Consider the following 13,326-nt stretch of genomic DNA (forward strand, 5'->3'; position numbering starts at 1 on the left):
AATTCGGCAATCGGTTGGCCATTCACTGGCGAGGTATTGGTGAAGTACTGACCTTTGACAGGCGCGACGAACTCGCCGCCGATGTAGTTACCGTAGCGGTGCTTGAAGGATACGAGGGCACCGGGGGTGCCAGGAGGGGCGTAGATCATGGCGAGTCTCTCTTGTTGTTGTTGTTGGTTGTGGTCGTCCGCGGGACGACCACTGTCGCTTCAGTAGCCGGGTGGGGTCAGGAGCCTTGAGGGGTTTCACCGCGTGCCAAGCGGGCATTGATGTCTTCGATGACGGCCGGCAACTCGACGATGGTGTCGATCAGGTAGTGCGGGCGAGAGCCTTCGAACATCTTGATGATGCGGGCGCGTTCTTCTGCCAGTTTGTCGGAGGGCAACGCCTTGTACTGTTCGTAAGTCAAACCCAGGGCGTTGCCGGAGCACGTCAGCGCAACTGTCCACATGCCGGCACTGCGGCCCTCGAGGATGCCGGGCCAGGTGTCGTCGACCTTGACGCAAGCGGCGACGTCGCTGATGCCCAAGGCGATCACGTTAGCCAGAGCCTGGGCTGGATGTGGGCGGCCATTGGGCACTTCGTCGGTCGCTACCACGTGGTCGGCGACGTAGCCATTGTGGCGCGCCAGTTCCACCACTTTTTCCATGACGACAGCCGGATAGCCTGAACAGGACCCTATTTTCAAACCTTGGTCACGCAGCGCATCGATGGCGTTCAAGGCGCCAGGAATCAGCGCCGAGTGCAGCGCGATCTTCTCGATTTGTAGTGGCATGAAGCGCTCATAAAGCGCTGTGACGTCTTCATCGGTCGGTAAGCGATCAAACACCGTACGGTAACGTTCTGCGATCTGTGGCTGGTTGCATAACGTGCGGATGTGGTCCCACTTGCCCATGCCCATGGGACCGCGTGCTTCCTCCAGAGAAACCGCCACGCCAAACTCGGCGAAGGCTTCGACGAAAATTTGCGTAGGGGCGAAGGAACCGAAATCAACGACGGTGCCTGCCCAGTCCAGGACCACGGCTTGCAGTTGGGAAGGTTGTTTGTAATGCATGGTGAATCTCCACTTTTTTGGTAGGGGAAGGCCGTCCCTCTCACCCGTGAGAAGTAGGCTTATCGATAGTTAAAGTGCGTTACAGAATCAGATAACCGGCGTTGAACTGGCCTCGAACAACTCCGCGATCATTGGACGGTTTCTGCGAATACCGAGGCAGCACAAGTGGTAGTCGATGGAAAACGGATGATTTACAAAGGTGATCGGTTTTGTGCCTGGGGTTTCGGCGTACTCGACGGCAGAGACAAAACCTATGCCGATGCCCTTGGCGATGGCATGCACGATGGCTTCGCGGCTGTTCAACTGCATCACACAGTTCAGCGAGACGTCGAGGCGCTTGCAACTTTCCTCCACCAACTGTCGAGTGCGTGAGCTTTTTTCCCTAAGCACCCACCGCTCGTTGCTGATCTGCTCGACGTGGACCTCTTTTTGACTTGCCCAGGGGTGGTCTTCGCGCACGACGGCAATGATCGGATAGCGCCGGTACAGTTGTGTATCAAAGCGCTGGTCGAATTCGGACAGCGCCAGAATCGCCACATCAATGTCGAAGTTGAAGAGCCGGTCCAGTGTCTCCTTTTCTGGAGAAAACGAGGTTTCGAGTTCGATGTCCGGGTGGCGCTGCATCAATTCGTACGTCAGGTTCATCGCTATGGGCGGGGACACCGCGCCCAAGCGCAACATGCCGGTCTTGCGTTGCTTGAAACTTTGTAAAAGTTGCACGGCTTCATCCTCTTGGCCGAACAGGCCCTGGGTGATCGAATAGAGCTTGTGTCCCGCCGAACTCATTTCGATAAAGCGGCCGCGACGGTGGAACAGTTCCACGGAAAACTTCTTTTCCAGTGCGTTGACCTGCTCGCTGACCGTCGGTTGGCCGACGCTCAGGTACTCGGCAGCAAGGGTGAAACTGCCGGTCTTCGCGACTGCATGAAAAGAACGTAGCCACTTGTGGTACTGGTACATAAAAGATCCTGTTCCTGAGCCGAAGCCTGTGATTCAAGCCTCTGAACCTTGTACTCAACGCCGGATGAACAGCGCAACCACCGCGCTGCAAAGGCACGCCGTCGTGACCACGATGAAGATCAACGAGGTATTGCCGGTACTGTCGAGCATACCGCCGATCAATGGTTCCGCCAGGCCCGCAAACAGATAGGACGAAAAGTTCATCACGCCGGTTGCCGTGCCCGCACGCTTTGCGCCGACCAGGTCAGGGCAGAGCGCCCAGAAACACGACGCAGGGCCGTAGACAAAGAACCCGCAGAGGAACAGCGCGATAAGCCCGGTGGCACTGTGGGGCGCAAGGGTCCACATCCACAGGCTGGTGGCGGCACCAAGCACCATGTAGAGCATGATCGCCAGGTAACGTTTGGAGCCGAACAGCTTGTCCGATATCCATCCATTACTCAGCGCGCCGATGGCCATGCCTACCGGCAGGGCAACCGTGATCCACTTTGGATCGATCATGCTGTCGCCGCTCTTCCAGTCGGCACCAAGAAAGTGCACCGGTACCCAGACGATCAGGCCATAGCGAGCGGCGTTCTGGAAACCCAGGGACACTGCGGCAATGATCAGGCGAAAGTTTTTCAGGACGGCTTTGTAGCGTTGCGCAGAGGTCTCGACTTCGCCGTGGGCCACTTCGTGATTTTTGTCATCTGCGTTGGCGACCCCGGTGTCGGCGAGTGGCTCGAAGCCCAAATCCTGCGGCCGTTCGCGCGCCACCAGATAGAAGATGATTCCGCCCGCCAACATCAGCAGCACGGGCAAGCGAAAGATCCAGCGCCACTCCAGATGCATCACCTCCAGCACCACGATGGAGGTCACGTACGACAGGACCGAGGCGCAACCGGCGGCAAACACGTACAGGCCATACACCTTGCCGCGCTCGCCGGCACTCCACCAGTTGGAGATCAGCCGACTGCCCGGCGCCCAGCCCAAAGCCTGGAAGTAACCGTTGATGCCCCAAGGCAGGATCAGCGCGGCAAAGTTGCCTGCGAAACTGGTCACCCAGTTGGCGGCGCAGGACAACACAGCACCGGCGGTCATGATGCGGCGGCCGCCGAATTTATCGGCAAGGTTACCGTTGATGGCCTGGCCGATGGCATACGCCCAAAGCATGGCGGCCGATGCCCATCCGAGGTGCTCCTTGGTAAAACCGAATTCGGCCTGGATGCCCGGGATGGCGAAACCGAAGGTTTGCCGACCGGTGTAGAAAAACAAATAACAGAACATTGCCGCCAGCAACATGCGCCATTGAGCGACTCGGAATGAGGCTGCGTGTGTGGCCAGGGCAGGCATGGTTTGGGCACGATTCATGATCTTTTCCTTATTATTGTTCGCTTACGCCAGTTGGCGTCGGGCGGTGCCCTCTTTTTGTGAGGGCAGCAGGAAATCGTCGCGGCTGATCATGCCGCTGACAGTGCTTGTTGGGTGTTGGCAGGGTCTACGCAGCTTGAGAGCCGATAAAGTTTTTGCCCCGTGCGCCCTGCATGGCGAACTGAATCATTTGCTCGGCTTGCTCCGCCGTTACGCCATAGTCGGAAAACTCGGTTTTCACGCCCAGGCTATGCAGGAATTCACGCAGCTGAGCCTGGGCTTTATCCAGGTCGTTGCCGAAAATTCGTTGCAGGGTACGGTCGCGCGTTGCGTCGTGACCCCAGGCCAAGCCCAGCACCAGCGGCAATGTGAAGGAGCAGGCGATGCCATGCGGCAGGCCATAGTGCAGCGTCATCTCGTAGGAGATGGAGTGGGCGAGGGCGGTTTTGGTGTTGGAAAACGCCAATCCTGCCTTGAGGGCGGCCAATGCCATGCGAGAACGCAGTTCCTTGTTGGAGAGATCACGACGCAGTAGAGGTAGACATTCCAGGATGTCAGCAATAGCGGAGATGGCGAAGGTGTCCGAAACCGGATTGGCATTGATGTTCCAGACCGACTCCAGAGCATGCGACAAGGCATCCAGCCCTGTAGAAACGGTAACGCCGCCCGGAACGGTCAGCATCAGCTCCGGGTCGACAATGGCGACCTTGGGCCAGGTGCATTCAAGGTGCAGCGAGTATTTTTTGTGGCTGGCCGAATCCCAGATCGTTGCCCAAGGTGTCACTTCGCTCCCGGTACCCGCCGTAGTGGGCGCCGCGATCAGTTGTTTGCTGCGCGCAGGGACGAAGGGTTTGCCGGTCGCCAGCAACGCGAGCAATTCATCAAATTGCCCCGACTCAGTACCCACGATCAAGGCCTTGGCGGTATCGATCGCGCTGCCGCCACCGACGGCGATGACTGCTTGGCAGTCGCCGGCTTGCTGCCAGAATCGTTCATAGGTTTCACGTAGTTGGGCCACGTCAGGATTAGGCTGGACGTCTTCGATCACATACACCAGGCGTTCGCCCAGCAGGTCTTGAATGCGATCAACCAAACCCAGCCCACGCGCCTCGGGAAAGGTCACAAGGGCGACTGTCTGGTTTTCGGTGATGTCGGCAAGTTCTTGCAGGCTGCCCCAGCCGAATCGTGTGTCAACTGGATTGTGGAATCGGGCACTCATGGCGGGTCCTTTGTTTTTGTTGTTGGAGTTGGCCCCATACTCGGGGCGCTTCAACAACAGCTCAAATCGATAATTCGCAGGCGTGAATCGGCTGAGCCGATACTTGATTCAATGTGAATGCTTGCTGAAGGAGTTTTTAGTTGTGAGTGCCACGCTGGATCGCGTTGCGCAGTCTGCCTGACACCGCGTCAGCAACGACCACCATGACGGTGATGACGATGATGCAGGTAGCAGTCTCCTGGTACTTGAAGAGTTTCAGGCTGCTCACCAGCTCAAAACCAAGCCCGCCGGCACCCACCATGCCGAGCACGGTCGCCGAGCGTAAATTGACTTCGAAGCGGTAAAGCACCACTGCAATCCAGGCGGTGATGACCTGTGGCAGTACCCCAAAAACGATCACTTGCAAGGGCCGTGCGCCGGTAGCCTGGAGCGCTTCGATCGGGCCTTGGTCGATCTCTTCGATACTCTCGGCAAAGAACTTTCCAAGCATGCCAACGCCGTGCAACGCCAGCGCCAGCACACCGGGGAAGGGGCCAAGGCCTACCGCCGAGACAAATATCAGGGCCAGAATCAGTTCGTTGATGCTGCGAGTGAAATTGAGAAATTGCCGGGTCGTGTTGAAGACCAAGCGGTTTCGGCTCAGGTTACGGGCCGCGAGAAATGACAGCGGTATGGCCATCAAGACGCCGAGCAGTGTGCCCCAAATGGCGATTTGCAGTGTTTCCACCGCGGGCGCCATCAGTCTAGGAAGAATGCTCAGGTCGGGCGGGAAGGTCCGCGCAAGGAAATCACCAATTTGTGGCAACCCTGCCGCCAGTTCGCCCAGGCTCAGTTGCGCGCCCGTGGCACTCCACTGCAGTGTCAGAATGACCGCCAGCACGATTGCGCCAGTGGACAGCCAGCCACGCGGTCCGCGAGGCAGGTCTACTGTCCACAGATAACTTTGCTGTTTCATGCTCAAACCCTCAGTTGCGCGCAAGGGATTATCAGTTCGTCCGCTTTCGCGGAGGTGCTTGGGGCTTGGGTTGTCTGGCCGGGGTAAATGCGCTGCAAGTCGTCTTCGGTCATGCTGGAAGCGGTACCGTCAAACACCAGTTTTCCGTGGGCCAGGCCGACGATCCGGTCGCCGAACTCTCGGGCGTACTCAACCTGATGCAGGTTGCACAACACCGTGATACCCAGCTCCCGCGTGGCATCGCGCAAATATTGCAGCACCAGGCGCGCGGTCTTTGGGTCGAGACTGGCCACCGGTTCGTCCGCCAGAATCACTTTTGGGCGTTGCGCCAAGGCACGAGCGATGCCCACGCGTTGCATCTGCCCCCCGGAAAGTGCATCGGTGCGTTCGCCGGCTTTATGTGCCAGCTCGACGCGCTCCAGGCACTGCATGGCCAGCGCCACTTCTTCGCGCCGAAACAACTGCAGGATCGAGGTGAGCGTTGGCACTGCGCCCAGGCATCCGGTGAGTACATTCTTCAGTACGCTCAGACGCGGCACGACGTTGTGGTGCTGAAAAATCATCGCCGCCTGACGTCGCAGAACGCTGGTGTCGCGACAGGCGAGTGCGTCAATGCCTGCCACCGAGAGCGTCCCGGAGTCGGCTTGGACAAGTCGGTTGATGCAACGCAGCAACGTCGATTTACCCGCGCCGGACTGGCCCAGCACCACCACAAATTCTCCCGCAGCCACGTCCAGATCAATCCCGCGCAAAACCGGGTTTGATCCGTAGTGCTTGGTCAGTTGGCGGATACTGATCATTTGAACCTCCGCAAATCGAGATCGAGCACCTTGGCGGTGTCGCGGACGACGTCGTAATTCGCATCGGAAGTAGGCTGGAAGCCATCCAGTTGGCCCTGGTCACCCCATGGCACGTCCTTGATCGAAGCCAGGGCGGCAGCGACTTTTTGCTTGAGTGCCGGGTCGAGGTTCTTGCGCCAGACCATTGGCGACTCCGGGATCGGACGAGAAGTCCACACCACCTGGAAGTCATCCTGCTTCACTAGCCCCCTGGCCACGGCGTTGGCCAGAATGCGGTCGGCTACGGCGGCGGCATCCACCTTCTGGTTGGCTACTGCGAGGATGCTGGCGTCATGGGAGCCGGAGAAAATCACGCGCGAAAACAATGTAGCGGGATCAAACCCAGCCTGTTCCAGTCCGGCTTTGGGGAACAGATGGCCAGAAGCAGAGCTTGGGTCGACAAACGCGAAGGTGTGATTCTTCAGGTCGGACAATTGATGAATGCCGCTTTCCTTACGGGTAATGATCAAGCTCTTGTAGGCGCTCTGACCGGTTTTCTTGGTGACGGCTACCGCGAACGCTTCAACGTCTGCTACCGACGTTGCCAGCACATAGGAGAACGGGCCGAGGTAGGCCACGTCCAGCTTGCCTGCACGCAGTGCCTCGATGATTCCGTTGTAGTCCGTTGCGACAAAAGGTTCGACGGGCATGCCCAGTTGGGCTTCAAGGCCGCTGAGCACTAGCTTGCTAGACTCGATCATGGCTTGGGAATCTTCTGACGGGATCAGGCCAATCCGCAGTTTGTCGTTCGCCGCCGCGTAGCTGGCAGCGCTGATTGAGAGGCAGGTCAAAGCGGCGACACGCAAAAATCGGGACAGGTTCTTCATGGCATTTCCGGAGTCGGGTTGGAGTTGCCCAAGGTTAGAAATGTCACGTGACAGTCATACGATCAATTCAATATGGGTTTTCGGTGCTAACTATTGAAGGAGTCTATGGATGTCTACCGCCAAAATGCGTGCATTCCTCGCGGTGGCACGCCATGGGAGTTTCAGCGCTGGCGCGCGCGCCTTGGGGCTCAGCCAGCCTACGCTGACCACCCAAGTGCAGAGCATGGAGCGGCAATACAATCTTGAGTTGTTTCATCGTCGCGGGCGACGCATTGAGTTGTCCGATGTCGGTCGCCAATTGCTACCCATTGCCCAAGCGATGGCTGCCTTGGATTTGGATGCGCACAACCTTTTGCGCGACTCAGGCCGGCTTGACAGTGGCCAGCTCAAGCTAGGGGCGGTGGGGCCTTTTCATGTGATCGAGATGGTCGACAACTACCTTCAGCAGCATCCGCGCATCGATGTTTCGATACGCGTTGGCAACTCGGCGCAGGTGCTTGCCGATCTTGAGAGTTACGTGACGGATATCGCGGTACTTGCCGGACGGCACGATGATCCAGGACTGTGCGCCGTTCACTACGCGCGTCACGCCATCATCCTGTTTGCCCACCATGATCATCCTTTTGCGGAACGCGATTCAGTACGACTCGAAGAGCTGGAGGGGCAGCGGCTGCTACAACGAGAGCCCGGCTCTACAACTCGCCTGGTACTTGAGCAGGCTTTAACGGCGGCCGGAGTTGTCCCGCGTATCGCAATGGAAATCGGCAGCCGTGAAGCACTGCGCGAAGCCGTGGTGCGTGGTATCGGGTTGGGTGTTGTGTCCGAGGCGGAGTTCATCCCCGATCCCCGCATCCGAACGATCCGGATAGACGGTGATCCGCTTTACACGGAAACCTATCTCTATTGCCTGACCGAGCGTCGCTCCAGTCGGCTGATCACATCGTTCTTTGATGTAGTGCTTCATACAAACCTAAAGGCTTAAGCCACGCAGGCAATTAAGTGGCAGCTATTGGCCGTTCTCTGCCGATCATGGTGATAAAGCGTGTTGGTCAAATCCGATGCAATCGTTTGTCAGAACGAATGCAAATACCTGGTCAGGCCGAATGCAATCGGGTGGTCAAGTGGAGTGCTATTTCGTACAGAAATGCAAAGCCCCGAAGGTTCGCGGCTTCGGGGCTTCTATTTTCGCCTCCATCCCTTAATGTCTGGCGAACGTGGCGGCGAAAATACCAGCGATGCATTAGTGATTCACTACTGCGAAAGGTTGATTGTGTTCGGTCGGCAGGACGCCGTGAGGGTTGTGCGCAAAACTTCCTCTGGATGCCGCGAGTTTCCGTTTGCATAAGCACAGAAAAGCGGGTGTTTTTCCACATTTTGAAGTGGTTGTATTCGTTTAAAAACAATAGGTTAAGCTGCGGCAGCCCCCAACATGGGATGTAAACAACGAGCGTGGCGCTATTGGCTGTTTGTTGCCTTCGCGAAGCGCTGCAGTCGACCCAAAGTTGCCCTGTCGCATCAGGTTGAATTCTACCGTCCACAAACGGCCGGTCACTGGTCGTCAAATTCCGGGAGTCGGATGCCCGTTACGCGGAAAGAGTCGGTGATCGAATCTCACTGCTGAGGTCCTGCAACAACTGGATCACCTTATAGAGTTTCGCCAATACATCGTCGACCCGCTCCCGGCAAGGCGAGGCCTGCCTCAACTGTAACCGGCCAAGTGGTTCGTCAGTTGAGACATCTACTGCGTGTTGTCGTTGGGTACAGCCAAAGGACAATAATTTGAAGTGAGAGCCCTGCGCTGTGCCTATGCTGCAACCAATGAGCCCATTGGCGAGAGCAGGAGGTCGGATGCTTGGTAACAGAAGCGCAAGACAGGTTTCCCCAAATGCCATTTTGGAGAAACTATCATGAGGTGGGTGGTCGAGTATGCGCGCGCCGTCAAGGTTGGCAGCTGGATTATAGGGGCAATCTTGATCGTGATTGCCGTTTTCGGGGTAGCTGACCGCTATCACCGTCAGCGCGCTCTGCTGCTGGAGGGGCAGCAAGCATTGCTGGCTCATCGAAGCAGCTGGGGCTATGACACTCTGGTACGCCAGCTGGCGACCCATGAACTGCAACTTTCACTGCTTCGGGCAAATCCCCTACCGACCGGGTGTCTGCCAGACCAGTCCATTGCCGAGCAGCAGCGCGCTACAAAGACCCTGACTGAAGGTATCGAAGAGCTGACTCAGTACACATCGCGAGTACCCATAAATCAAGTAGCGGCTTTGCCCAGTCCGCTGGCACCACAAATGCGTCTGATGAAGGGCGGCATTCAGATGACCAGTCGACAACTTCTAGGCTACAGCTGCAGCGGGCGTAACGCAGTGATACGGGAAACACAGACTCGGTTACAGCCGTTACCGCTGCCGCCGCGTTCGGCGATCGGGCCGGCGTTTGTCGATGCGCTTGTCGTGCATGTCGCCGTGAGCCACGGCCATACCCCCCCCTTGTATGTCGACATTCGTTTCACCGGCGACAAGGCAGACCTGCTACCTGCCACAGCCGCCAACTGGCCCACGACACACATTTCAGAGGAGCAAGGCCAGGAGCGTTTTGTCCGGGACATAGAGGACCCACAACATGCCCTGCACCTGCAGTTCTATAGTGAAATCCTGACACCGAGTTTCCTGTCACTGTTCCTGAGCTGGAATGGTCTCGGGTTGTCGATGCTGGTTGGCATGCTTGCCAGTGTGCTGTTGATCATTTGGCTGTCGGGGAAATTGATTGACGCCTACGGGATACAGCATCGAGCGGCGACCCGCGACTTTCTTACCGGGTTGTACAACCGACGGGAGGCGATGGCACTGGCAGAGGCGGAGTTGGCCAGGGTAATCCGCACGCCCAGTTCGTTGTGCATATTATTGCTGGATATCGACCACTTCAAACGGGTCAATGACACCTACGGCCATGACGGCGGAGATGAGGTGCTGAAGTTTTTTGCCCAGCTACTTAACCAGACTGTACGCCAACATGACCTGGTCGCCCGCATCGGCGGGGAAGAGTTCCTCATTCTGCTCCCAAATACCGATTTGACGGGCGCACATACGATGGCCGAGCGCTTGTTGCAGATCCTGCGCGACTCGACGCTGGACTATGCCGGAACACGTATTGGCGTCACCTGCAGCATAGGTGTCACAGCTTGGCGTGGGCCTGAAGACAACATTCAGGCCATGCTTATCCGTGCCGACCTTTTGCTTTACCAGGCCAAACAACAAGGCCGAGACCGATATGTGAGTGACTAACGCTAATCTGCTACTTATTGAGGAGCACTGCCTTCAGCAAGAACAATGATGCGACGGTTACGTCAGCTTTTGGCCGTTCGCTACCGGTCATGTCTCCACGAATCTTGCTGGTCAAATACGGTGCACATGACTGGTCAGGTCGAATGCAAATGGGGGGGGCAAGTCCGTGCAGGTACCCAACTATGATCTAAAAATGGCCGAGAGCAAAATTCTCATGCTCTGAGGAAAGTCCCATGCAAGCAGCTGGTCAGGTCCTATGCAAATAGCTGGTCAAGTCAGTGCAATTACCCAACAACGAGCGGTGGCCTGTTAATCATGTAAAGCAGGTGTTCGAACGCTACTGCGAACTCGTTGTTCTCCGTCGACCCAGAAGCCACAGTCGAAACCCTGCCTGTGTTTTTGGTAGAGACGCTGGCGTCGGTTGATGTGATGGTTCATCAGTTGGTGGATCATTTGGAGGGGGAGTCGCGTTATGCGCTGCTGGGTATTTCCAACAGCATCATGGTGGCGGAGATTACGGCGAATGGGGTGTTGGATAAGGTTGAGCCATCCGTGTAGTCGCTGGCCTGTGGCGGGGGAAGCATTTCCCTCGCCACAGGTTGCTCGTCGATCTAAAATAACGGGACTCTGAGCATTTAATGCCGATCAATTAAGGTGTTGAATGCCGCAGTCTTTGTGGGATCGAGCCGGTTACGGGCGGCGTTCCGACGATGAGGGTGGTGCAGTCATACTTTCGTTGCCTGACAGTCCGCTATCGTCGGAACGTCGCCCGGAGCCGGCTCGCTCCCAAAGGTTTTGCGACTATTACGCTCGCCCCTCCGTTTTGCCCACGGGATTTATTGTCGAAGCACCTTCTCCATGGATTTGCCTTTGGCGAGTTCATCCACAAGCTTGTCCAGCTGGCGGATTTGTTTCATCAGTGGATCTTCAACATCCTCCACACGGATACCGCAAACCACGCCTTTAATTAGGCTGCTGTTCGGATGCAACTCCGGCACCTGAGCAAAGAAGGTTTCGAAGTCGACGTTCAGCTTGAGCTGTTGCAATAGGCCCGCCTGGTCGTAGCCCGTGAGCCAGCAAATGACGCGGTCAACTTCCTCTTGGGTACGGCCCTTGCGCTGGGCTTTCGCTACGTACAGTGGATAAACCGCCGCAAAGGGTGTCGAGAAGATTCGATGTCGGGACATTTGCGTTTCTCCTGGTGTGCAAAGGAGTGCGGATGATGGGAGGTCTTCCTATTGTGTTTGATCACAGCTTTGACCGGGGAAGTGGTCGAGGATCGCACCATAGACGACGCAGGCAAACATGCCCGGTGCATTCCCGATAAGTCATCTGACTGGGGTGGAGGTTGAATTAGATGATCAAGTCGGCACGGGGCAGGCGAAGATCGAATGTACGCCGGGCATAGTTGCCTTCACAGATCCACGCAGTCGGAGCGACCGCTTCACTGACCCGAGCGCGGAATTGCTCAGCGTCGGGTTCGACCCAGTCGGGCTCCCAGATCAAGGTGTCCAGGTGCACTACGGGCAAGCCAAGGCGCATGCCGAGGGCGCGGGCGAGGGTGGATTTGCCGCTACCGGCATTGCCCAGAATCACAATCCGTTGCATGGTCGGACTTCCTGTCGCGAAAAAAGCCGGCGATTGTGCCGGTTTGGGGGCTTCAGTTAAAGGCTGATGTGTGGCTGACTGTGGATTCAACCGGTGAACGTGGAAGTTCGGTTGAGCCATTCCCCGCCCGGCGTCTTACCTATTGCGGGTTATGCGCCCTACGGTACTAGCGATGGTTGCGATAGCGTTCGGTCAAGGACTGCACGAGGGTGACGTAGGATTGCGTCTCGGCGTAGGGAGGCACCCCGTTGTACTCGACCACGGACGCTTCGCCGGCGTTGTAACCTGCCAACGCCAGCACCTGGTTGCCGTTGAAGCGCTTGAGCAGCCAGGCCAGGTAGCGCACGCCGCCACGAATGTTCTGTCGTGCGTCGAACGGATCGTCCACGGCGAAGCGCTCAGCGGTGGCGGGCATCAACTGCATCAGCCCCTGGGCGCCGGCTTCGGAAATGGCGTTGGGGCGAAACGCCGATTCGGCATGTATCACTGCGCGGACCAGCGCCCTGTCGACACCATAATGACCCGAAGCGGCTTCGATCTCCCGCCGATAGGAAAGGGTGTCCAGGTGCAGTGAGGCGACCTTGAAATTCTTAGGCGCCGTGCACAGATAGCAGCCCTTGATGTAATAGAGCTCAAGGACATCGACCCGTGCGGAGATCCCGACGGGGCGCCGGCTTACATATTGACGAACACCCTTGTGAATGAAGGTGAACACCCGAATCCGCACCGCGTCTGAGTCGTCGTCCCGCACAAGCCGTGGCCGGGCCATTGCCTTGGCGCCGACACCGGCGCCCGCCATGTCATTGAGGCGAGTGCAGCGGGCGCTGGCGATGGCTTGACTGGTGTAGCTGATGGCTCCGTCCCTGGCTTGGCACTTGAACATGGCGCTGGCGCACAGTGGAACGACCAGCAAGGCCAGTTCGATGCAGCCAAGAAGGCTCTTGCGAGCCCATCGCCATGCTCTGGAATTCATCACATCGCTCCGCGTCGCAGGCGCCGATCAGGCCTGGGGCGCCTGGCCCGGGCGCTGCCATTGGAGGGCCTATCTGGGTGAGCCGCCTTTTGTTCTGATAGTTATACCCCTTGTAACCGGCCTTGGAACTTGCGTTGACGTACGGGCTGCCGGCGTTCCAAGCCGAGGTGCTCGCACGACGCGTCGTCTCGACTTGTCAGGGCCGGGCGCAAGTCCGATCCGCAGGTGACGGAGCCGGGGCGGGGCAGGGCAGGGCA

General features: G+C 57.6%; 12 protein-coding genes and 2 pseudogenes. 3 read left to right on the forward strand and 11 right to left on the reverse strand.

The features are described from left to right. The 8 genes from J2Y56_RS22845 to phnD all read right to left on the reverse strand — a co-directional run. The coding region (locus J2Y56_RS22845) for a hypothetical protein (protein WP_310352940.1) at positions 1-149 on the reverse strand (149 nt) is incomplete at its 3' end. Between the two features lie 77 nt (positions 150-226). Then, positions 227-1,054: a phosphonoacetaldehyde hydrolase gene (phnX, locus tag J2Y56_RS22850; RefSeq protein WP_310352874.1), complete on the reverse strand. Its 828-nt coding sequence runs from the start codon at positions 1,052-1,054 to the stop codon at positions 227-229. 87 nt (positions 1,055-1,141) lie between these two features. Further along, a complete protein-coding gene (locus J2Y56_RS22855; RefSeq protein WP_109786207.1) occupies positions 1,142-2,014 on the reverse strand; it encodes a LysR substrate-binding domain-containing protein in 873 nt (290 codons plus the stop codon). A 54-nt stretch (positions 2,015-2,068) separates the two neighbouring features. Next, positions 2,069-3,364 carry an MFS transporter gene (locus J2Y56_RS22860; RefSeq protein WP_310352878.1) on the reverse strand — a complete coding sequence of 432 codons (1,296 nt, stop codon included), beginning with the start codon at positions 3,362-3,364 and terminating at the stop codon, positions 2,069-2,071. Positions 3,365-3,491: 127 nt separating this feature from the next. Continuing rightward, the gene (gene psrA, locus J2Y56_RS22865; RefSeq protein WP_310338488.1) at positions 3,492-4,583 is read right to left on the reverse strand and encodes an iron-containing alcohol dehydrogenase PsrA; all 1,092 of its coding nucleotides are present in this window, start codon (positions 4,581-4,583) and stop codon (positions 3,492-3,494) included. Positions 4,584-4,719: 136 nt separating this feature from the next. Next, on the reverse strand, positions 4,720-5,538 hold the full coding sequence (gene phnE, locus J2Y56_RS22870; protein ID WP_310338489.1) for a phosphonate ABC transporter, permease protein PhnE: 819 nt from the start codon (positions 5,536-5,538) through the stop codon (positions 4,720-4,722). 2 nt (positions 5,539-5,540) lie between these two features. Further along, positions 5,541-6,338, reverse strand: a complete 798-nt coding sequence (gene phnC, locus J2Y56_RS22875; RefSeq protein ID WP_109786203.1) for a phosphonate ABC transporter ATP-binding protein — start codon at positions 6,336-6,338, stop codon at positions 5,541-5,543. Beyond that, on the reverse strand, positions 6,335-7,204 hold the full coding sequence (phnD, locus tag J2Y56_RS22880) for a phosphonate ABC transporter substrate-binding protein (RefSeq protein ID WP_310338495.1): 870 nt from the start codon (positions 7,202-7,204) through the stop codon (positions 6,335-6,337). The genes phnC and phnD overlap by 4 nt, the downstream gene beginning before the upstream one ends. 109 nt (positions 7,205-7,313) lie before the next feature. Between phnD and J2Y56_RS22885 the strand changes: the two genes are divergently transcribed. The 3 genes and pseudogenes from J2Y56_RS22885 to J2Y56_RS22895 form a co-directional block, all read left to right on the forward strand. Then, on the forward strand, positions 7,314-8,186 hold the full coding sequence (locus tag J2Y56_RS22885; protein WP_310338500.1) for a LysR substrate-binding domain-containing protein: 873 nt from the start codon (positions 7,314-7,316) through the stop codon (positions 8,184-8,186). Between the two features lie 925 nt (positions 8,187-9,111). Beyond that, on the forward strand, positions 9,112-10,488 hold the full coding sequence (locus J2Y56_RS22890) for a GGDEF domain-containing protein (RefSeq protein ID WP_310352884.1): 1,377 nt from the start codon (positions 9,112-9,114) through the stop codon (positions 10,486-10,488). Between the two features lie 339 nt (positions 10,489-10,827). Further along, positions 10,828-11,046 (forward strand): annotated as a pseudogene (locus tag J2Y56_RS22895) (DUF6124 family protein); the annotation flags it as partial. A 278-nt stretch (positions 11,047-11,324) separates the two neighbouring features. Here J2Y56_RS22895 and J2Y56_RS22900 read toward each other — a convergent pair. From J2Y56_RS22900 to J2Y56_RS22910, 3 genes and pseudogenes are all read right to left on the reverse strand, one after another. Beyond that, complete coding sequence (locus J2Y56_RS22900) at positions 11,325-11,675, reverse strand: DUF2200 domain-containing protein (RefSeq protein WP_310352886.1); 351 nt, start codon at positions 11,673-11,675, stop codon at positions 11,325-11,327. Positions 11,676-11,844: 169 nt separating this feature from the next. After that, a pseudogene (locus tag J2Y56_RS22905) lies at positions 11,845-12,096 on the reverse strand (AAA family ATPase); the annotation flags it as partial. Positions 12,097-12,262: 166 nt separating this feature from the next. Further along, entirely contained in the window at positions 12,263-13,069 is an 807-nt protein-coding gene (locus J2Y56_RS22910) for a lytic transglycosylase domain-containing protein (protein ID WP_007949528.1), read from the reverse strand. Positions 13,070-13,326: the final 257 nt, after the last annotated feature.

Source organism: Pseudomonas sp. BE134 (assembly GCF_031456105.1).
Taxonomy (GTDB): domain Bacteria; phylum Pseudomonadota; class Gammaproteobacteria; order Pseudomonadales; family Pseudomonadaceae; genus Aquipseudomonas.